At 67.5% G+C, this 18,533-nt stretch carries 20 protein-coding genes; 7 read left to right on the top strand and 13 right to left on the bottom strand.

Annotated elements, in window-relative coordinates; translation table 11 throughout:
* Window positions 1–122: 122 nt before the first annotated feature.
* On the top strand, window positions 123–533 hold the full coding sequence (locus ACPV3N_RS04990) for a VOC family protein (RefSeq protein WP_440115333.1): 411 nt from the start codon (window positions 123–125) through the stop codon (window positions 531–533).
* 87 nt (window positions 534–620) lie between these two features.
* On the opposite strand, the gene ACPV3N_RS04985 is transcribed toward ACPV3N_RS04990, so the two are convergent.
* The 6 genes from ACPV3N_RS04985 to crcB are packed head-to-tail and all read right to left on the bottom strand — an operon-like array spanning window position 621 to window position 4,331.
* On the bottom strand, window positions 621–1,325 hold the full coding sequence (locus ACPV3N_RS04985) for an ATP12 family chaperone protein (RefSeq protein WP_440115331.1): 705 nt from the start codon (window positions 1,323–1,325) through the stop codon (window positions 621–623).
* Complete coding sequence (locus tag ACPV3N_RS04980; RefSeq protein WP_440115329.1) at window positions 1,322–1,570, bottom strand: hypothetical protein; 249 nt, start codon at window positions 1,568–1,570, stop codon at window positions 1,322–1,324. The genes ACPV3N_RS04985 and ACPV3N_RS04980 overlap by 4 nt, the downstream gene beginning before the upstream one ends.
* A complete protein-coding gene (locus ACPV3N_RS04975) occupies window positions 1,563–2,213 on the bottom strand; it encodes an HAD-IA family hydrolase (RefSeq protein WP_440115327.1) in 651 nt (216 codons plus the stop codon). Before ACPV3N_RS04975 ends, ACPV3N_RS04980 begins: the two co-directional genes overlap by 8 nt.
* Complete coding sequence (locus ACPV3N_RS04970; RefSeq protein ID WP_440115325.1) at window positions 2,210–2,809, bottom strand: FMN-binding negative transcriptional regulator; 600 nt, start codon at window positions 2,807–2,809, stop codon at window positions 2,210–2,212. Before ACPV3N_RS04970 ends, ACPV3N_RS04975 begins: the two co-directional genes overlap by 4 nt.
* The gene (locus tag ACPV3N_RS04965; protein WP_440115323.1) at window positions 2,809–3,930 is read right to left on the bottom strand and encodes an RluA family pseudouridine synthase; all 1,122 of its coding nucleotides are present in this window, start codon (window positions 3,928–3,930) and stop codon (window positions 2,809–2,811) included. The genes ACPV3N_RS04970 and ACPV3N_RS04965 overlap by 1 nt, the downstream gene beginning before the upstream one ends.
* Complete coding sequence (gene crcB, locus ACPV3N_RS04960) at window positions 3,930–4,331, bottom strand: fluoride efflux transporter CrcB (RefSeq protein ID WP_440115321.1); 402 nt, start codon at window positions 4,329–4,331, stop codon at window positions 3,930–3,932. The genes ACPV3N_RS04965 and crcB overlap by 1 nt, the downstream gene beginning before the upstream one ends.
* A gap of 196 nt (window positions 4,332–4,527) precedes the next feature.
* On the opposite strand from crcB, the gene rpsU reads away from it, so the two are divergent.
* From rpsU to gatA, 5 genes are all read left to right on the top strand, one after another.
* Entirely contained in the window at window positions 4,528–4,734 is a 207-nt protein-coding gene (gene rpsU, locus ACPV3N_RS04955) for a 30S ribosomal protein S21 (protein ID WP_047807610.1), read from the top strand.
* Between the two features lie 117 nt (window positions 4,735–4,851).
* Complete coding sequence (locus ACPV3N_RS04950) at window positions 4,852–5,421, top strand: FKBP-type peptidyl-prolyl cis-trans isomerase (protein ID WP_440115319.1); 570 nt, start codon at window positions 4,852–4,854, stop codon at window positions 5,419–5,421.
* A gap of 88 nt (window positions 5,422–5,509) precedes the next feature.
* Window positions 5,510–7,186 carry a DUF4153 domain-containing protein gene (locus tag ACPV3N_RS04945; RefSeq protein WP_440115317.1) on the top strand — a complete coding sequence of 559 codons (1,677 nt, stop codon included), beginning with the start codon at window positions 5,510–5,512 and terminating at the stop codon, window positions 7,184–7,186.
* Between the two features lie 48 nt (window positions 7,187–7,234).
* Window positions 7,235–7,537 (top strand): Asp-tRNA(Asn)/Glu-tRNA(Gln) amidotransferase subunit GatC, encoded by a 303-nt coding sequence (gatC, locus tag ACPV3N_RS04940; RefSeq protein ID WP_440115316.1) that lies wholly within the window; start codon window positions 7,235–7,237, stop codon window positions 7,535–7,537.
* Window positions 7,537–9,021 (top strand): Asp-tRNA(Asn)/Glu-tRNA(Gln) amidotransferase subunit GatA, encoded by a 1,485-nt coding sequence (gene gatA, locus ACPV3N_RS04935; RefSeq protein ID WP_440115314.1) that lies wholly within the window; start codon window positions 7,537–7,539, stop codon window positions 9,019–9,021. The genes gatC and gatA overlap by 1 nt, the downstream gene beginning before the upstream one ends.
* A gap of 2 nt (window positions 9,022–9,023) precedes the next feature.
* Here gatA and ACPV3N_RS04930 read toward each other — a convergent pair whose 3' ends face one another.
* A complete protein-coding gene (locus ACPV3N_RS04930) occupies window positions 9,024–9,806 on the bottom strand; it encodes an FkbM family methyltransferase (protein ID WP_440115312.1) in 783 nt (260 codons plus the stop codon).
* Window positions 9,807–9,916: 110 nt separating this feature from the next.
* Here ACPV3N_RS04930 and gatB point away from each other — a divergent pair, with 110 nt between their 5' ends.
* Complete coding sequence (gatB, locus tag ACPV3N_RS04925) at window positions 9,917–11,422, top strand: Asp-tRNA(Asn)/Glu-tRNA(Gln) amidotransferase subunit GatB (protein ID WP_440115310.1); 1,506 nt, start codon at window positions 9,917–9,919, stop codon at window positions 11,420–11,422.
* A gap of 21 nt (window positions 11,423–11,443) precedes the next feature.
* On the opposite strand, the gene ACPV3N_RS04920 is transcribed toward gatB, so the two are convergent.
* From ACPV3N_RS04920 to ACPV3N_RS04895, 6 genes are all read right to left on the bottom strand, one after another.
* Window positions 11,444–12,316, bottom strand: coding sequence for a diguanylate cyclase domain-containing protein (locus tag ACPV3N_RS04920; protein WP_440117441.1), 873 nt, complete (start codon window positions 12,314–12,316; stop codon window positions 11,444–11,446).
* A gap of 264 nt (window positions 12,317–12,580) precedes the next feature.
* Window positions 12,581–13,225 carry a helix-turn-helix domain-containing protein gene (locus ACPV3N_RS04915; RefSeq protein WP_440115308.1) on the bottom strand — a complete coding sequence of 215 codons (645 nt, stop codon included), beginning with the start codon at window positions 13,223–13,225 and terminating at the stop codon, window positions 12,581–12,583.
* Window positions 13,226–13,299: 74 nt separating this feature from the next.
* The gene (locus tag ACPV3N_RS04910; RefSeq protein ID WP_440115306.1) at window positions 13,300–14,205 is read right to left on the bottom strand and encodes an acyl-CoA thioesterase; all 906 of its coding nucleotides are present in this window, start codon (window positions 14,203–14,205) and stop codon (window positions 13,300–13,302) included.
* Window positions 14,206–14,237: 32 nt separating this feature from the next.
* Complete coding sequence (locus tag ACPV3N_RS04905; RefSeq protein WP_440115304.1) at window positions 14,238–15,110, bottom strand: transcriptional regulator; 873 nt, start codon at window positions 15,108–15,110, stop codon at window positions 14,238–14,240.
* 4 nt (window positions 15,111–15,114) lie between these two features.
* The gene (locus ACPV3N_RS04900; RefSeq protein WP_440115303.1) at window positions 15,115–16,248 is read right to left on the bottom strand and encodes a GNAT family N-acetyltransferase; all 1,134 of its coding nucleotides are present in this window, start codon (window positions 16,246–16,248) and stop codon (window positions 15,115–15,117) included.
* A 102-nt stretch (window positions 16,249–16,350) separates the two neighbouring features.
* Window positions 16,351–18,399, bottom strand: a complete 2,049-nt coding sequence (locus ACPV3N_RS04895; RefSeq protein ID WP_440115301.1) for an alpha/beta hydrolase family protein — start codon at window positions 18,397–18,399, stop codon at window positions 16,351–16,353.
* Window positions 18,400–18,533: the final 134 nt, after the last annotated feature.

The raw sequence follows: 18,533 nt of genomic DNA, 5'->3' as shown, positions 1-18,533 counted from the left end.
CGCCTGCTGCCCCGAAGTGAACGCAGATCACACTGATCTTCCTGCTGTCTGCTGCGTTTAGGTATCATTCATTGCCCGGCCGCAACGGAGGTTCGATTGCCAGCTAAAGCGAGATTCCGATCATGACCAAGTCCATCTTCATCAACCTGCCTGTCGCCGATCTTTCCGCCGCGGAACGCTTCTATGAAGCGGCTGGATTCGAGAAGAATTCGGACTTCAGCGACGAGACTGCCTGTTGCATGGTTTGGTCCGGCTCCATCTCGGTGATGCTGCTAACTCATCAGAAATGGGCCGCACATACCGATCGACCGCTTTGCCCTCCCAATCAGTGCGAAGTGATGCTGGCGCTTTCCGTCGAAGATAAGGAAGCCGTCGATGCCATGGTCGATGCGGCCGGTTCCCATGGAGGACGAGCGGATGTTAATCCCAGGCAAGACCATGGCTTCATGTATGGCCGCAGCTTCGCTGATCCTGACGGTCACATCTGGGAAGTTATATGGATGGACGCGGCCGCAATGACGCAGGCCAATTGATGCCGCGACCCGGTCCGCTTTCCACCCCATTTCCAGGCCTACGGCCGGAATTGCCTTTGCCCCTGGAGCGGTCGATGCCTCATCCGATCAGGTTTCCTTGATCGACCGAGCGAACTCTGCGGCTCTCAGGAAGTCGGCCCGGCGCTTGTCGCGCCGCTGCTGCGCCAGATGATCGCTTCCCCACAGCTCGACCTGCCAGGCCTCTTCCAGTTCGGCCGCGTCCCACAGCGCCTGCGCGTCGGCAGCGCGGTCGAGTGCCGAGAGGCCGACGCACAGCGACGCCGACAGCGAGGTCATCACCTCGAGCGCGGCGAGCGTGAAGGGATCGAGGCCCTCGAGCCGGGATCGCAGGGTGTCCAGCGTCTCGGCCGGCTGCGCCCGGTGGACGATCCCGCTCACCCTTTCGAGCGCGATGCCTTCGCGGGCCTCGAACGCGGTGACCAGCGGCTCCCACATCGACCACTGGCGCTTGTGCAGCGGCTCGTCGGGGTCCGCGCGGTAGCACAGCGTGTCGGTCTCGGCGTAGCGCAGGAGGGTGTCGATCGTCGCTGCCGGGCTCTCTGCCACGCTGTCGATGGCGTAATCCGCAAGGTCGCGCAGCGGGAAACCGGCCGGGTCGATTTCCTCGCCCTGGCACGCCCATTCGTTCGCCAGCATGTCGGCCGCGGCGCGGGTGGGCACGACCTGGGGAGCGCTGCCGGCCTGGGTGCGGATCGGCCGGCCATCAAGCAGCACGCGCCACCCGCCGCCTGGCGCTTCGTCCACCGCCACCGCTTTCCAGAACTTCCTCATCCGCGCGGCGTCCGCCACTTGCGGGCAAGAAGCTGCGGGACCACGAAGACGTCGAGCAGACCCACGCCGAGGAACACCCACCCGACGACTTCGGGCAGGCCGAGCGCGCCGTTGAGCACGAGCAACGCGATCAGGACGAAGGCCGCGCCGCTCAGGCGCACGAGGTTGAGGGCGAGGAAACGTCCACGTTCGCGGTCGGTGGGCGGGACGGGGCGCATCCGATCATCCGGCGGGCGGCTAGCCATCGAGCAGATCCTTCAGCTCGCTTACGTCGCGGGCGACTGCATGGGCTCCCGCATCGTGGAGCTCGTCCATTTCATGATAGCCCCAGGCAACGCCGATCGCCCGGACGCCGGCCGCCCGCGCCATCGCCATGTCGAAGCTGGTATCGCCGATCATGACCGTTTCGTCCGCCGACGCCCCGGTCTCGACCAGTGCCGCCTCGAGCATCGCCGGGTGCGGTTTGGACGGGTGCCTGTCGGCCGTCTGGAGCGAAGCGAACAGGCCGGCGATCCCGTGGCCCGCGAGGCACGCCGCAAGGCCGCGGTCGGACTTCCCCGTCGCTACCGCGAGCGACCACCCTTCCGTCCTGAGACCCCGCAGAAGGTCACCGATCCCTTCGAACAGCGGTTCTTCCAATCGGCCGGTTTCGCGCGCGGCGCGGAACGCGCGCTTGTAGGCCTCGACCGCAGCCGATTGCTGGTCGTCCGGCGCGCCGGACGCGAGGCGGCGTACGGCCTGCGGCAGGCTTAGCCCGACGATCCGCCGCACGGCATGGCGGTCGGGCGGGGGGAGGCCGGCAGCGGCAAACGCATCTTCCATGGCCTCGCAAACGGGTGCCTGCCCGTCGACGAGCGTGCCGTCGCAATCGAACACGGCGAGCTTCATGCGCCGAGCGTCCGCATGAGCTGGGCGAGCGCGGGGGACCCCGCTTCCTCGAGGCCAGCGGCGATCGCTTCGCGTTCGGCGGCCGGCTTGTTCTGCGACAGCTTGAGCGTCGGCCGCCAGGCGACGACTTCCATCTCGAAGCCGACTATCCCGCCGAACAGCTTGCGCCAGGTATCCGCGGGGGTCTCGCTTGCGGACCATCGCTCGCCGCCAAGAGTTGCCTCGTTTCGCTCGATGAGGGTGTGCAGCTGGCTGTCGAGCGCGTCCGAACCGATCCGCTCGACCCGGCCTTCGAGCTCGAGCGCGACGTAGTTCCATGTCGGCACCGTGGCCCTGTCGGCATACCAGCGGGGGCTCACATAGGCATCCGGCCCGTTCACGACGATCAGCGCCGTTCCGCCCGCGATCCATTTCGTCATCGCGTTGCCGCGCGACAGGTGGAACTGGATGAAATCGCCTTCAACCGGAACCAGCGGGACGTGCGCGACGCGCGGTCCGTCGGGTGTCTGGGCGAAGACCATCCCGAACCCGATTTCCTCCACCAGCGCCCTCAACAGCGCCCGATCGTCGCTGCGGAACAGCGGATTGGGATGCATCAGCGCCTACCCTTTTTCGAGCCGCCAGCGCCCGAACGGGCCCCCGCGCGGCCGCGGCGGGTGGGCTTGCTCTTGCGCACCTGCTTGGCGTGCTGGCGAGCGGCCTGCTTCTTTTCCTCCTTCGTCCGTTCGGGCGGCCCCTCGGTCGGCGAGGCGTCGCTGAGGGAAGGGTCGAAGCCCAGTTGCTCCATCGTCGCGGCGAAATGCTCGGGCAATTCGGCGGTGACGTCGATCTTGCCGCCCTTGGGACTGTCGATGATCAGACGCCGGGCGTGAAGGTGCATCTTGCGGCTGACGCTGCCGGTCAGGAACGCATCCTGCCCGCCGTACTTGCCATCGCCCACGATCGGGTGGCCGATCGCCGCCATGTGCGCGCGCAACTGGTGAGTGCGGCCGGTGAGCGGTTCGAGCTCGACCCAGGCAGCGCGGTTGCCTGCCCGGTCGACGACCCGATAGCGCGTTTTCGCGGGCTGGCCGTTTTCCTCGTCGACGTGCATCTTCTCGCCGCCGGTGCCCGGCTGCTTGGCGAGCGGCGCCTCGATCATCCCGTGCGATACTTCGGGCCGCCCCGCGACGAGCGCCCAGTAGACCTTCTTGGCGCTGCGGCCTGAAAACCGCTTCGAAAAGAACGCCGCACTGCCCGGCGTCCGTGCGACGAGGAGAACTCCCGAGGTGTCCTTGTCGAGCCGGTGGACGAGACGGGGGCGCGGATCTCCCTCTTCCATGAAGGCATCAAGCAAGCCGTCGACGTGGCTCGTCGTCTTGGTCCCCCCCTGCGTTGCGAGGCCGGGTGGCTTGTTGAGCACGATCGCAGCGGGCGTTTCCTCGATCACCATGCCCTTCGCCGCGGCAATCTCGTCGGCGGACAGCTCGCGGCGCCGGGGTTTGGCGCCCTTCGCCGCCTGGGGCTGGTCGCCGCCGGGCGGCACCCGCAGGACCTGGCCCGCGGCGAGGCGATCCTCAGGCCGGGCACGCTTGCCGTCGACCCGGATCTGCCCCGTGCGCGCCCAGCGGCTGACGGTGGCGAAGCCCACCTGCGGCAGGTTGCGCTTGAACCAGCGGTCGAGGCGCACCCCGTCGTCGTCGGCCGCGACGGTAAACTGACGTACCAAGTCCGCCATCACGCCAGCCGCATCGCGATGAGGCCGACGTACAGCCCGATAAGCCCCGCGAGCACCGAGATCGCGGCATAGGCAAATGCGCTTCCGGCCTGCCCGCGCTCGATCAGCAGCATGAGTTCGAGGCTGAAGGCGGAAAAGGTGGTGAACCCGCCGAGCAGGCCTACGCCGACCAGCAGGCGCCAGATTTCTCCGCCGCCGAATCGCGCGAGCCCACCTGCCAGCAGGCCCATCGCAAGGCTGCCGCTCACGTTCGCCGCAAGCGTCGCCCACGGAAAAGCGGTGACCGTCGCCGGACCCAGCAGCGAGGTCATCGAGCGGCCGAGCTGGTAGCGCAGGACGGCGCCCGCGCCGCCTCCGAGGAAGACCATGGCGCTGGCGGATAGGGGGGAGGGGACAGCCATCGAGCGCCCCTTAGCCGCAGGCGCCCGCTCGCGAAACCCTCGCCAGCGCTTGCAGAATCGCTCCACACGCGCTAGGGGCGCCCCGGTTCGGAGGCTCCCGGGAACGGAAGCCCCGCTTTTTTCGTATGTTTACAAAGGCGATACCCCGCCGACCGTCGCGGGCTCTGGGTCTTTGCTGTGAGGTGTTGGACTTTTTATGCAGATCATCGTTCGCGATAACAACGTCGACCAGGCCCTGCGCGCGCTCAAGAAGAAGCTGCAGCGCGAGGGCGTCTATCGCGAAATGAAGCTGCGCCGCCATTACGAGAAGCCGAGCGAGAAACGCGCCCGCGAGAAGGCGGCCGCCGTTCGCCGCGCCCGCAAGCTCGAGCGCAAGCGCGCGGAGCGCGACGGCGCGAAGTAAGCGCCACTTGCACCATCCACGGCACTGAGGCATCGGGGCGCGGAGCAATCCGCGCCCCTTGTCGTTCCGGAGCGTCAATTCCGGGTATCGCCGGGGCCCAGTTTCAGGACCTGCCGCATGACCGAGATCACCCGTGTTCCCCTTCAGCCGATCGCGAAGGGTTCGCTGACCAAGCTGTGGCTGGGCGTTGCCGCCGCGGTGGTGCTGGGCGTCGGCATTGCCTGGGCCAGCGTGCCCGCGGGCGTCGAGGTCGAGACGCTGGCCGAGGGCAGCGGTCCGACACCCGGGGCAAGCGACGTCGTCTTCATCAAGTACGTCGGCAAGCTGGCCGACGGCACCGAGTTCGACCGGTCGCGCGAGCTGCCGTTCCCGACCAACGGGATTATTCCCGACGGGATGCCGATGCAGGTGTCAGGCGTGGTCCCGGGTTTCGCCGAGGGCCTCCAGCAGATGCAGAAGGGCGGCAAGTACGTGCTGCACATCCCCGCGGACAAGGGATACGGTGCCAGCCCGCCGCCGGGTGCGCCGATCCCCCCCAACGCGGACCTGACCTTCGAGGTCGAACTGGTCGACTTCATGAGCGAGGAAGACGCCCAGCGCCGGTTCCAGGTGCTCCAGCAGATGATGCAGCAGACCCAGCAGGACCAGCAGGGCCAGCAGGGCCAGCAACCCGGCGCGCCGCAGTAGGCGCGCTTTTCAGCAAGACCTCACGCTTTTCTCATGGCCCGGCGGCACGGGTAGGCTAATCCACTTCCCGCGAGACGTGGGAGGGCGCATGACCGGGACGACGAAAGAGCACGGCGACTGGCCGCGGCTGCCCTGGCTGCTCGCCGCCGTCGGGTTCGTCGCGGGGCTGCTCGTCGAACTTGTAGCCGGTGGCGAAGGACCGGACACCAGGGTCGGCTGGCGCGCGGCCGCGAGCGCGCTGTTCGTGTTTGCGCCACTGGCCTTCGCCTTCACGGTGGAACGCGACCGGTGGAGGGAGCCGCTGGCGTTCGCGGCAATCATCGGCGCGGTCATGGCGGGACTCGCCTGGCGCGCGGTGGGCGCGGGCGATGCGATCGCCAATCCGGAATACGGGTTTCTTTCAGGACTCGTTGCGACCGGACTTGCGCTGCCGCTGTTCCAGTCGGATTTCCATCGAAGCCGCTGGGCGACGCCCTACGAGCGGCTCCACCGCAACGTCTGGAACGATGCCATCTGCGGCGCGGGCAGCCTCGCCTTCCTCGGCGCGTCGTGGCTCATGCTGCTACTCCTGTCCGAGCTGTTTCAGCTTCTCAAGCTCGACTTCCTGGAAGATCTGCTGCGGGAGGGATGGTTCGGCTGGAGCTTTTCCGGAGCGGCATTGGGCGCGGCGCTGGGAACCTTGCGCAACCAAATCGGGATCATCGGCACGCTGAGGAACGTGATAATGGTGGTTCTGTCGATCCTGGCAGTGCCGCTCGCGGCGGGCCTCGCCGTCTTTCTCGCCGCGATGATCGTGTCCGGCCCCGAGGTGTTGTGGGAGGCGACCCGCCGCGCGACTCCGATCCTGCTCCTGTGCGCGGCAGGCGCCTGGGTGCTCGCAAACGCGATCCTGCGCGACGAGGACGCGGCGATGTCGGGCAACCGGGCACTGCGGCTTGCCGCGCAGGCGCTCGCGCTGTCGATCCTGCCGCTGACGGCGTTCGCCGCGATCTCGATGGGCACCCGCGTGGCGCAGCACGGGCTCAGCCCCGAGCGGCTCTGGGGCCTCGTCGCGATCGCGGTCGCGACCGCCTACGGCCTTGCCTGGTTCGTCGCCGTCATGCGTGGCTGGAGAGGCGAATGGCGCGACAATCTGCGCCGCGCGAACCTGCACCTGGCGGTCCTCATCAGCGGTGTCGCGCTGGTGCTCGCCTTGCCGGTCCTCGATTTCGGCGCGATAGCCACGCGGCAGCAGCTCGCCCGGCTGGAAAGCGGGGCGGTGACCGCGGACAGGTTCGACTTTGTCGCGCTGCAGACGCGGTTCGGCGCCGCCGGGCGCCAGGCGGTGGCGAAGCTCGCACAGTCGGGCAATCCGGCCGTCGAGAAAAGGGCCCGGCTTGCGATCAGGGAGGCCAAGCTGATCGAGGCGAACCGTGCGCGCGCCCGCGTCGATGCCGACGCTCCGGTCGAGGTCGATTTCCGGTTCGACGATCCTGAACTCCGGGCGAAAGTTGTCGAACAGGTCGGTCGGCAACGGTGGTTCTGCCGCGGCGGCTGCGTCGCGCTCGACCTCGGGAGCGACGGCGCCGCCCGGCGTGTGGCCCTTGTGGCGGGTGACGGGGTGCACCGGCTGGCGCTGGACCCTTCGGGACAGGAGATGGTCCCGGCGCCACCGCTTCCTCCTGTGCAGGTCCGCGACATTTCTTCCGCGAAGGTCGAGGTGCGGGAGCGAACGCTGCGGCAGATCTACGTCGACGGTGCCCCGGTGGGCGAACCGTTCGAATAGCATCGCTCGCGGCTTGAAGCGCGGTGCCCTCGCGGCTAGGGCGCGGCCATGTCCGTAGACCGCGAAACAGTGGCCAAGATCGCCAGCCTCGCGCGCATCCAGATGGATGATGCGAGCCTCGATCGACTGGTGCCCGAATTCAACAACATCCTCGACTGGGTCGAACAACTGGGCGAGGTCGACACCAGCGGCGTCGAGCCGATGACCGCTGTGATCGAGAACCACCAGCGCCTGCGCGACGACGTGGTCGACGCCGACCCGCTGACCGGCGGCGGCGTGCGCGACGAGGTTCTTGCCAATGCCCCGGCGGCCGAACACGGCTTCTTCGGCGTGCCCAAGGTGATCGAATAGTGACCGACCTTACCGAACTCGGCGTCAAGGCGATCCGCGACGGGGTCGCTGCCGGCGACTTCACCGCCCGCGAGGTGGCGGAAAGCTTCAACGCCAGCGTCGCCGCCGCGCAGGGCGCTTTGAACGCCTTCATCGTGGCGACGCCCGAAAAGGCGGTCGAGGCGGCCGAAGCGGTCGACGCTGCGCGGGCGAGGGGCGACAGCCTCGGCAAGCTCGCGGGCGTGCCGATCGGCATGAAGGACCTGTTCGCCACGCGGGGCGTGCAGACCACCGCGGCCAGCCACATCCTCGAAGGGTTCGTGCCCGAGTACGAAAGCACCGTCTCGCAGAAGCTGTGGGACGCGGGTGCGGGAATGCTCGGCAAATTGAACCTCGACCAGTTCGCGATGGGATCGTCGAACGAGACGAGCTATTTCGGCAACGTCGTCAGTCCGTGGCGCAAGGAAGGCTCGAACGCTGGCCTTGCCCCGGGCGGCTCCTCGGGCGGCAGCTCGGCGGCGGTTTCGGCGCGGCTGTGCCCGGCGGCGACCGGGACGGACACCGGCGGATCGATCCGCCAGCCGGCCGCTTTCACCGGCATCGCGGGCATCAAGCCGACCTACGGGCGGTGCAGCCGCTGGGGCATCGTCGCCTTCGCCTCGAGCCTCGACCAGGCCGGCCCGATGGCGCGCGATGTTGCCGACTGCGCGATCATGCTCGAGGCGATGGCCGGATTCGACCCGAAGGATTCGACCAGCCTCGACCTCCCGGTGCCCGAATGGGAAGCGGCCCTCGACCCGGACATGCGCGGCAAGAAGGTCGGCATCCCGCGCGAATACCGGATGGACGGCACCGACGCCGCCATTCTGAAGAGCTGGGACGACGGAATCGCCTGGCTCAGGGATGCGGGGGCCGAGATCGTCGACGTCAGCCTGCCGCACACGAAATACGCCTTGCCTGCCTATTACATCGTCGCCCCCGCCGAGGCGTCGAGCAACCTCGCGCGCTACGACGGGGTGCGTTACGGCCTTCGCGAGCTTCCCGATGGCGCGAACCTGCAGGAGATGTACGCCGCTACCCGCGCGGCAGGGTTCGGCGACGAGGTCAAGCGCCGGATCATGATCGGCACATACGTGCTTTCTGCCGGTTTCTACGACGCCTACTACAACCAGGCGCAGCGCGTCCGCACGCTGATAGCGAACGACTTCAAGGCGGCGTTCGGCCAGTGCGACGTGATCCTGGCGCCGACGACGCCGACCGCCAGCTTCCCGCTTGGCGACAAGGTCGACGACCCGCTGGCGATGTACCTCAACGACGTGTTCGCCGTCCCCGCCAGCCTCGCCGGCCTTCCCGCGATGAGCGTGCCCGCCGGGCTCAATGCTGATGGTCTGCCGCTGGGCCTCCAGGTCATCGGCCGCGCGTTCGACGAACAGGGCGTGCTCAATGCCGGCCTTGCGATCGAGAGCCGCGCCGGGTTCACGGCCCGGCCGGAACGGTGGTGGTAGGATCAGCCTTGCGCGATGTACCAGTCGTCGAATTGCGAGAGATCTTCCAGCGTTCGGCGGTAACCGTGCGCGGTAAGCAACGCGTGCAGCTTTTCGCGGTAGGGCGTGAAATTGTGTTCGACGGTAATCGCCCCGAAACGGTAACGCTCGAAGTCGAACGCGGAGAGGATCGCATACTCTGATCCTTCGGTGTCGATCGACAGATAATCGATATGGGCGGGGGCGTTGTGGCGGTCGAGCATGTCGACAAGTGAAATCGTCGGGACGCGATAGGTGCGCGCACCGCGGCGATCGTGATGGTCATGGTCACGGAACGACGTGATCGTCGACAGCTCGCCCCACTCGGCCTCGGCAAATTCGAGGGTTTCGCCGCTCTTTTCCCACACGCAGTCGCGCTCGATCGCGGCAGCGCGGCCCGCCGCGGCCAGGGCCGCATGCCAACGCCGCGCCGGTTCTGCGAGAATGCCGGTCCATCCGAAGGCTTTTTCGAGCAGCCAGGTGTTGCTGAGCGATTTGCCGTCGGTCGCGCCGAATTCGACGAAAAAGCCGCCCCGCTTCCAGCCGTTGGCGTCCAGGGCGAACAGGTCCTGGTTGAGCTGGCTCTGGCTTTCGGCGAGCAGGTCGAGCGCCTGGCGCAGATGCGCGTCATCCACGAACGACAGCGCCTGGGCCTTTGCGCCGATCAAGGCGTCGCGTTGCAGCATGTCGAGGTGGTCGTGGTTGGCAAGGGCGAGGCCGCGGGTCGCGAGCAACCGCTTGATTGTTCGCTTGAGTGTCGGAGCCATGGACGCGATCGTGGGCATCGCGCGCCTTTGTAGCAATTGCCGCAACCCGGCAAGGCTGGCCCCCGGTACTTTCTCTTCCCTCCGCAACCCACACATCCTATTGCCGCGCCATGACTGAGAATTCCTACCGCATCCAGGGCGCCACGGGCGAATGGGAGGTCGTGATAGGCCTCGAGGTTCACGCGCAGGTCACCTCCAACGCCAAGCTGTTCAGCGGGGCGGCGACCGCGTTCGGGGCTGAGCCGAACAGCCAGGTCAGCCTCGTCGACGCGGCGATGCCGGGGATGCTGCCGGTGCCCAACCGCGAATGCATCCGCCAGGCGGTGCGCACCGGCATGGCGATCGACGCACAGATCAACCGCTGGAGCCGGTTCGACCGCAAGAACTACTTCTACGCCGACCTGCCGCAGGGCTACCAGATCAGCCAGCTCTACCACCCGATCGTGGGAGAGGGATCGCTCACCATCGAGGCGGACGAGAAGGCCGGCATCCCGGCGGACAAGGTCATCGGCATCGAGCGCATCCACGTCGAACAGGACGCAGGCAAGCTGATGCACGACCAGCATCCGTCGATGTCCTACGTCGACCTCAACCGCAGCGGCGTCGCGCTGATGGAAATCGTCAGCCGTCCCGACATGCGCTCGCCGGCGGAGGCCGGAGCCTATGTCCGCAAGCTGCGCGCGATCCTGCGCTATGTCGGCAGCTGCGACGGCAACATGGAAGAAGGCTCGATGCGCGCCGACGTCAATGTCTCGGTGCGCAGGCCGGGCGACGAGTTCGGTACCCGGACCGAAACGAAGAACGTGAACTCCGTCCGCTTCGTAATGCAGGCGATCGAGCACGAGGCGCGCCGCCAGGTCGATCTGATCGAGGACGGCGGGGTCGTGGTCCAGGAAACCCGGCTGTTCGATCCGGGCACCGGCACCACGCGCTCCATGCGGTCGAAGGAAGACGCGCACGACTACCGCTACTTTCCCGATCCCGACCTGCTCCCGCTCGAACTCGACGAGGACTTTCTCGTCGAGTGCCGCGCCTCGCTGCCCGAACTTCCCGACGCCAAGCGCCGCCGCTACGTCGAGGCGCTGGGCCTGACCGAATACAACGCTCGCGAGCTGACCGCCGAGGTCGAGACGTACGCGCGCTTCGAGCAGCTCCTGTCCGAAACCGCGGCGAAGCTCGGCAAGGACGAGAGGGACGTGGCGACCCAGGTCGCCAACTGGTCGCTGTCGGTAGCGCCCGGCGTGATGAATGCGCTCGGCGCCGAGGCGAACCCGGCCAACGCTACCGCCGCGGCGCAGGCGGCGATCCTCGCGATGCAGAGCGCGAGCGAGATCAGCGGCGGACAGGGCAAGGAGATCTTCGAGATCGTCCTCAGGACCGGCCGCGAACCCGCTGAAATCGCGGAAGCCGAGGGCCTGAAGCAGGTCAGCGACACCGGCGCGATCGAAGCCGCCATCGACCAGATCATCGCGAGCAACGCCGACAAGGTTGCCGAATATCGCGGCGGCAAGGACAAGCTGTTCGGCTTCTTTGTCGGCCAGACGATGAAGGCGATGCAGGGCAAGGCCAACCCGGCGGTCGTCAACCAGCTGCTGAAGGAAAGGCTGGACGGCTAGCGGCCGTCCTCGCCCGTTTTCCTAATGCCAGCGCCGCGCCCGCTCGACGCGGTTGCGGCCCCGCGACTTGGCCGAAAGCAGCGCGAGCTCGGCTTCGCGCAGGGTCGAGTCGGCCGAGACCGCGAAGCGCGCCACGCCCGCGCTGGCGGTCAGCCGATGACGGCCCGCTCCCTCGTTGAGCTCGGCCATCGCCGCGACGACCCGCGCGCAGGCGCCGTGGGCGGTCGCCGCGTCGACTTCGGGCAGGAGCACGCCGAACGTCCCGCCGCCCACGCGGCTGACGATGTCGTCGGCCCGCAGCAGGCTGCGCAGCAGGCGCGCGAAGGCGACCAGCACCTTGTCGCCGCCGCTGTGTCCGTGGCGCAGGTTGATCGTGCGGAAGTGGTCAAGGTCGAACAGCGCGACGTGGCCCGCAGCGCCGCTCTCGACGAGGTGGCCGAGCATGCGCACGAACGCCTCGCGATTGGTCAGGCGCGTCAGGGGATCGGTCATGGCGGCGACGAACAGCCGGTCCTCGAGCGCCCGGCGCTCGTCGATCGAGCGCAGCAGGCCGAGTGCGCCGGATTTTTCGGGCAGGCCGCCAAGCTTCATTTCCATCCATCGCTGCGATCCGTCCTGCGCGAGCGCGAGAACCTCGATCCAGCCGCTGCCGTCCTGGCCGCGCACTGCCGCGGCGTGCTCCGCGAGGACGGCCTCGCTGCACGACGGATGGAGGAGTTCGAGCAGATGCCGCCCCACCGGGTCTCCCGCGAAGGCCAGTCCAAGGCTGCCGGTGGCAGGGGTTGCGTGAACGATGCGCCCCATCCTGTCGGTCTTCAGCACGAGATCGGTCGGGCTTTGCGCCACCAGCCGATAGAGTGCCGAGGCTTCCCCCGGCGAAATTGCGCCCCACATCGTGTCCACGTTCCCGTTCGACGCGCCTCCGAATCGGCCCGATGCCGATTACGGAAACTAACGTTGCCCCCGGTTGCGCAAGATCCCGCTAACGCAACCATCGAATAAGAGTATTTCTACCCCCGGTTCTGCCAACAATCGCGTTATACGGATCGTTAAAAACAACTAACGACCTGAAAAAATGAACTTAAACGCGATTTGTTAACCACGTTGTCTTTTTACAATTGTGGAAAAGTTGCAAGCGGATTCTCGAACCGGGTTGACCTACAGTTCGATCATGATGCGCACGCGCTTCGGGTCGACTCCATACGCCTCCGCGATCTGGCGGCGACCCGCCTCGACCGCTTCGACCGGTCCCGAGGCCGCCGGTTCAAGCCCGCCCGGGGTTACGCCAAGCGCCTCGGCCAGTGCGGAAAGACGACGTTCGACGGGGCGCGCCTTGCCGTGTTCCCAGGCCCAGACCGTGGGCTTACTCACCCCGAGGCGGTTGGCGATGTCGGCGAGCGACAGGCCGCGCTCTGTCCGCAGGCGGTGGAGACGGGCGCCGAATTCCTCGCCTTGCGGCAAGCCGCCCCGATCGGCGCCGCGTACCGCGCCGCGAAGCTGCGCGGCGCTGAGCGCACCCGCCCCGAGCGGTTCTTCAAACCGGCATCCGTGCATCAGCCCGTCGGTCCAGATCACCCGCGCATCGCGCTCTCCGGCTTCGGGAAGGTCGACGACGATGCGTTCACCCTCGGCGAGGGCTGCGGACGTCTCGATAAGCAGGCCGGTCGCGGAAATGTTGTGGACCGTGACCGCGCTCTCGCTTCCTGATGCGAAGCGGCCGCTCACCCCGAGGTGGAGCGTGCGGCGGCCAGCGCTGCGCGGGTCGGTGCTCTCGTCGGTGTCGAAACGGGCTTCGATGGGCAAGTGGCTGTACTCCGCGAGTTTGCGGAGCGAGGGTGGTCCAGCGGGGTTAAGACCGGGTTAGCCGCGCGCCAATTCTATCGCGCGCGCGGCTCGACCTGGCGAATCATGCCCTCCTGCGCGACGCTCGCGACCAGCCTGCCGTCCTGGAAGATCTGCCCCCGGTTGAACCCGCGGCTGCCGCCCGACCACGGGCTGTCGCACGAATAGAGCAACCACTCGTCGGCGCGGAACGGCGCGTGGAACCAGATCGCGTGATCGAGGCTGGCACTTTTGACCTCGCCCCGCATCCACGACAGGCCGTGGGGCATGATGCTCGTGCCAAGAAGCTGCATGTCGCTGAGATAGGCTAGCACCGCGCGGTGGATGCGCGGATCGTCGGGCAGCGCAGCGCGGGCCCGGAACCACGAATGCTGGACCGGCTCCTGCGGTCCTTCGGTAAGCCAGTGGCGTCCCGTAGCCGCGCGAATCTCGATCGGGCGCGGCTCGTTGAAGAAGCGGCGAACCCGCTCGGGCAGTGTGGGTGCGACCTCTGCGCGCAGTTCCTCGTCCGACCGCAATTCGTCGGGACCCGGCACCTGCGGAAGCGTTGCGCGCTCGTGCTCCAGGCCTGGCTGGTGCTTCTGGAAGCTGGCCGCGAGGTTGAGGATCGGTTGCATCGCGCCATCGGGGCCGGGCTGGCTCGCCACCACGCGGCGGTTCGAGAAGCTGCCTCCATCGAGCTGGCGGTCAACCTCGAGCGCGATCGGATAGTCCTCGTTCCCGCCGCGCAGGAAGTAGGCGTGAAGCGAGTGCGCGGCGCGGTCTTCCTCCACCGTGCGTTCCGCGGCGATCAGCGCCTGGGCGATCACCTGCCCGCCGAACACGCGGCCTACGCCGCCTTTTTTTCGGGCGCCTTCGAACCGGTCTTCGCCCAGCGGCGCGGGATCGAGGAGGGCGACGAGGTCGGCGACGAGCGCTTCGTCAGAGGGTCTGTCGGTCATTGCCCGCGCATTGGGGCAGGCTTACGCGCGCGTCAACTCGCGCCCGACATTCGCCGCCATGCGCGCCAGGCCCAGGCCTTTGCGCGATTGGTCGCCGGCCAGCGGCGCGGGGCGCGGGGCGAAAGGCCTGCCTTGCGCAGCAGCGCATTCCAGCAGCGCGCGTCGGCCTCGGCGAACGACCAGTCACTGCGCCAGGTGATCGACAGCGAGATCGAGCTTTCCGGCCCGTTGCGAACGAAGTGCGGCGCCATGACCGGCACCAGCAGCGCTTCGCCCGGGGCCAGCGCGAAGTCCCGCCCCCCCGCGGCAAGCTCGTCGCGCCAAGCCAGTTCGCGCGGACCGCCCATGTGGTAGCTTTCGTGCGTCGTGTCGGGAGCATAGCGGGCGTCGCCGGGGGGGAACTGGGTCATCACCTTGCTGCCGACCAGCTGGAGCAGGATGTTATGCTCGGGGTCGAAATGATAGGGTGTGACCGCGCCGGGACTGGAAATGAACACGAAGGCCTGAGGGCGCAGAACCTTGCCGGTCCTGGCCTCTATCACCGGCCGCAGTTCGCCGAGCAGCGCGAGCACGAGCGCCTGGTACTCGGGCACGGCCTCGATGTTCTTGAGCACGGCCCAGCTGTTGCTGGTGGCGATGTGGCGGATGGTATCCTCGATCGCGAGCCCGGTGCCCCCGGGCTTGCCGTCGACGCCGATCGGCAGGTCGGCGCGGTTGTATTCGATCGACCGTTCGGGAAGCCGGCCAGCCAGGCTCGCGAGCGCATCGAGGGTGAGAAGGGAGTTGTCGCGCAGCCGGTGCTCGATCACCCGCGGCGTCTCCGGATAGGCGGCGGTGAAGGCACAGCGGGCGGCGGGGCCGAAGACGGCGGTGTCGAGCGCGGTGAAGCCGGTGCGGGCGTCCATCAGTCTAGAGTCCTTCAAGGGGGGCGCGGGTCTCGCCGCGGAGGATGAGCGAGCCGGTGACCCGGCGTGGGGGGCCTCCGATCGCGATGCTGACCCGGACGATCTCGCGTTTTTCGCGCCAGATGCGCTCGATCATGGGGTGGTCGGGGGCTGCGCAGCTGTCGGCCCACGCGATGTCCTCGCGCGCCAGCAAAGACAGGTTCTCGCGCTGGAGGAGGACCCCGGGAGAGAAACGGGCCAGCGATTCGTCGTAGGCGGTCTTGAAGCTGAACGCGCCAGGTGGGGCGAGCAGATTTGCCAGCATCGCGACGGGACGCCCGTCGAGCGTCAGGGCGAGCCGTTCGAGCCGGCCCTGGTCCGCGGCACCGGCAAGCGCCGTGCGGAAGAACCGCGCCGCTTGCGCGTCGCATGCGAGCGCGGAGCCCTGTGCACCTTTCCATCCGGAAGCTTCGAGCGCGAGGAAATCGTCGCACCACCCCGAAAGTCCCGCCGCATCCTCCCTGCGTTCGAATGCAACCGCCCCCAGGTCCGACAGCCGGGCGTGCTGGCGGCGCAGTTCCTTGCGTTTCTTCCCGCTCATCGACACTTCGAAATAGGCGCAAGGGGACAGGTTCGATCGCAAGACCGCGCGCTCATGCCGGTGGACGACCGCTGCCGGACGCCCTTCGATCCGGCACACGTCGCGCAGGGCGGCGAACACCGGGCCCTCGGTCGGCAACATCTCGAGATGGAGGAACAGGGCGGCTCGGGCGTGGGCGTCGGCCCACGACAGCAGGGACCGCCAGAAGGCGTGTTCGAACCCCGATGCGACCAGCGGCGTCCCGGCGAACGCATTGGGATGTCGCCAGTTGCCGATGTGAGGCAGCGGATACCCTTCGTAAGCGGACCGACGCACGAGCGGCAGGATGCCGACGAGGCGCCCGCCGAAGCTAAGCGAAGCCAGGAACGGCCGATCGTCCGCTGCAAAAGCTTCGAGGCCGGCCTGCACGAACCATCGTTCGCCGAACGGATTGGGCTCGGCCGCGGCTTCTGCCAGCGCGTCCCACCCGGTGTCGTCAGCAAACGCGCGCCAGGGCTGCACCGCGAAGGTGCCGGCACCCGATTCGTCCGGTGTGGCCAGGCCGAGCGCATGTTCCATGCGGGCGCGATACGCCAAGCGGCTGGAGGAAGCTTTAACGCGAGGCGCGAAAAGCCCGCCCCGTCCGAAAACGGGGCGGGCCGGAACGCTCTGGTTACCCGCCTACTTGAACGCGACGAGCGGCGGCGGCGCGTCCTTGTCGGCCGGGATATAGGCCGGGTTGAAGCGTTCTATCCATTTCGCCGCTTCCTCGATCCACTGGATGTGAACGTCGTCGTAGGGGAGGTTGTGAGTTCCCTGTTCCTGCACGATGTAACGGAAGTCCGTCCCCTCCTGCTTCCCCGCACGGCGCAGCGCGGCGACAAGCGTTTCGGCCTGCTCCATCGGGATGCGCTGGTCGCGCTTGGCGGCCACGATCAGGATCGGCGCCCATGTGCCCTCGGGGTGCAGCGCCGCGGAGATACCGTCCGGATCGTCGGATGTCGCCTGGAACCCGCGGCTGAACCGGCCGAGGTTGACGGTATCCCAGCGGTTCATCATCGCCATGTCGTAGATGCCTGCGCCCGCGACCGCGCACTTCCAGACATCGCCGTCGCGCTGCGCACCGCGGGCGGCCGCGTAACCGCCATAGGACCAGCCCATGATGCACGCCCGGTCGGGATCGATCGTCCCTTCCTTGCCGAACCAGGTCAGCGCGTCGACGAGATCGTCCTGCATCCGCTTGCCGTATCCGCCGGGTTCGCGGCCGAGCTTCTCGAAATCCTTTCCGTAGCCGCCCGAGCCGCGGTAGTTCGGCTGGATGACGACATAGCCCGCTTCGGCCAGCGGCTGGTTCCACGGTTCGCCTGCATTCGTCGCCGAGGCGACCCCGAACGGACCGCCGTGGGGCATCACCACCACGGGCAGGTTCCGGGCCCCCGTGCGGTGGCGCGGATAGGTGACGATTGCCTGGATCTTCGTGCCGTCGCGCGCGGTATACCATTCCGCCTTGACCGGATTGAGCGGCGCGTCCTTGAGCGCGACGCGCGACCAGTTGAGCAGCTTGATGTCGGCCTTGGGCACGTCGTAGATGTAATAGCCGCCCGCGCGCTTCACGCCGCCGGCGAAGATCACGAACTTCTCGCGTTTCTCGTCATAATCGACGATCGAGGCCTCGTTCTTGCCGAAGGTCTCATCCAGCATGGCCTGGATGTCCTTGAACAGCGGATCGACGTAGACCTCGCGGTGGGTGCCGTCGAATGTCCGGTAGCCGATGAGCTGGGTGCCCTTGTCGTCGCTGATCACGTCGCCAAGGTCGTAGCCCTTGGTCATGTAGACCGGCTCGCCCAGCGTCATCGTGGACAGGTCGGCCTTGTAGATCGCGGTGTATCCGTTCTGGCGCGAAGTGACGTAGGCTTGGTCGGTGCCGGGAATGAAGACCTCGGGCACCGGGGTGGATTCGGTGAAGGTCTTGTCGGCCGAGTTGAATACCGTGCGGAAGGTGTCGCGCTCGCCCGAGCGGTAGAGCACGCGCTGCTTGCCGCTGTCGCGATCATAGCCGATCCCGCCGCGAACGACGCCGGCGCTGTCGGCGACCCAGCTCTGCACCAAAGGATTGGTGCGCTGGGCGAACTTGAATTCGCCCGACCTGACGTCGACGTCGACGACCTCGGGCAGGCCATACCGCTCGGTTCCGTTGGCCACGCTGTCGCGCTGGAGGAGGTAGCGGCCCTTCTCGTGGTCGATATAGAGAATGCGCGAGGCGCTGCCTCCCGCGTCGCGCCAGGCCTGCTGGGTCGTCTGCCCGCTGTTCACATTGTAGGCGACGAGCCGGCTGAAGTCCGCCAGCTTTCCGTACAGGTTCTCGCGCAGCAGCACGGTGATGACGAGATCGTCGTTACCGACCCAGCGGTAATTCTGCATCGTGCGTTCGCCGGATTCGCGGGCTTCCTCGGCCTTGAGCACGATCCTGGGCGGCTTCGTCGGATTGGTCAGGTCCATCACCGCGAGAACCTCGCTGCCGTTCGCCGCGGCGCGATAGGCCAGCTTCTTGCCGTCGGGCGAGATGCGCGGCGAGCGCATGTTGGGTTGCTTGACGAACTCGGCGACCGGGATGCGTCCGGCGGCGGTTGCGGCAACCTGCGGCGGGGTGTCCTGCGCGGCGGCGACGGCGAACGGCGCGGATAGCGCCATGGCGGCTGCCGACAGCAGGCAGATCGATCGAATGAACATCGTGTTCCCTCACAAATGGACGGAAGGCGGGCAGGCCCTTGCCTTGCCTCGCCTCTGGCATCGGAAATTGGAGAGCGACCCCCACGGCTGCGTCCCCGGCGCGAAAGCGAGCCTATAGGCTGGGCCTTCGCGTT

Source organism: Tsuneonella sediminis (genome assembly GCF_051912845.1).
Classification (GTDB): Bacteria; Pseudomonadota; Alphaproteobacteria; order Sphingomonadales; family Sphingomonadaceae; genus Tsuneonella; species Tsuneonella sediminis.
The sequence above is the reverse complement of the archived record's forward strand: the minus strand, read 5'-3'. Positions and strand labels throughout refer to the sequence as shown.

Excerpts from the sequence above, each read along its gene's own strand:
- ACPV3N_RS04990 (WP_440115333.1), top strand. The coding sequence starts at position 123 with ATGACCAAGTCCATCTTCATCAACCTGCCTGTCGCCGATCTTTCCGCC.
- ACPV3N_RS04985 (WP_440115331.1), bottom strand. The coding sequence starts at position 1,325 with ATGAGGAAGTTCTGGAAAGCGGTGGCGGTGGACGAAGCGCCAGGCGGC.
- ACPV3N_RS04980 (WP_440115329.1), bottom strand. The coding sequence starts at position 1,570 with ATGGCTAGCCGCCCGCCGGATGATCGGATGCGCCCCGTCCCGCCCACC.
- ACPV3N_RS04975 (WP_440115327.1), bottom strand. The coding sequence starts at position 2,213 with ATGAAGCTCGCCGTGTTCGATTGCGACGGCACGCTCGTCGACGGGCAG.
- ACPV3N_RS04970 (WP_440115325.1), bottom strand. The coding sequence starts at position 2,809 with ATGCATCCCAATCCGCTGTTCCGCAGCGACGATCGGGCGCTGTTGAGG.
- ACPV3N_RS04965 (WP_440115323.1), bottom strand. The coding sequence starts at position 3,930 with ATGGCGGACTTGGTACGTCAGTTTACCGTCGCGGCCGACGACGACGGG.
- crcB (WP_440115321.1), bottom strand. The coding sequence starts at position 4,331 with ATGGCTGTCCCCTCCCCCCTATCCGCCAGCGCCATGGTCTTCCTCGGA.
- rpsU (WP_047807610.1), top strand. The coding sequence starts at position 4,528 with ATGCAGATCATCGTTCGCGATAACAACGTCGACCAGGCCCTGCGCGCG.
- ACPV3N_RS04950 (WP_440115319.1), top strand. The coding sequence starts at position 4,852 with ATGACCGAGATCACCCGTGTTCCCCTTCAGCCGATCGCGAAGGGTTCG.
- ACPV3N_RS04945 (WP_440115317.1), top strand. The coding sequence starts at position 5,510 with ATGACCGGGACGACGAAAGAGCACGGCGACTGGCCGCGGCTGCCCTGG.
- gatC (WP_440115316.1), top strand. The coding sequence starts at position 7,235 with ATGTCCGTAGACCGCGAAACAGTGGCCAAGATCGCCAGCCTCGCGCGC.
- ACPV3N_RS04930 (WP_440115312.1), bottom strand. The coding sequence starts at position 9,806 with ATGGCTCCGACACTCAAGCGAACAATCAAGCGGTTGCTCGCGACCCGC.
- gatB (WP_440115310.1), top strand. The coding sequence starts at position 9,917 with ATGACTGAGAATTCCTACCGCATCCAGGGCGCCACGGGCGAATGGGAG.
- ACPV3N_RS04920 (WP_440117441.1), bottom strand. The coding sequence starts at position 12,316 with ATGTGGGGCGCAATTTCGCCGGGGGAAGCCTCGGCACTCTATCGGCTG.
- ACPV3N_RS04910 (WP_440115306.1), bottom strand. The coding sequence starts at position 14,205 with ATGACCGACAGACCCTCTGACGAAGCGCTCGTCGCCGACCTCGTCGCC.
- ACPV3N_RS04905 (WP_440115304.1), bottom strand. The coding sequence starts at position 15,110 with ATGGACGCCCGCACCGGCTTCACCGCGCTCGACACCGCCGTCTTCGGC.
- ACPV3N_RS04900 (WP_440115303.1), bottom strand. The coding sequence starts at position 16,248 with ATGGAACATGCGCTCGGCCTGGCCACACCGGACGAATCGGGTGCCGGC.
- ACPV3N_RS04895 (WP_440115301.1), bottom strand. The coding sequence starts at position 18,399 with ATGTTCATTCGATCGATCTGCCTGCTGTCGGCAGCCGCCATGGCGCTA.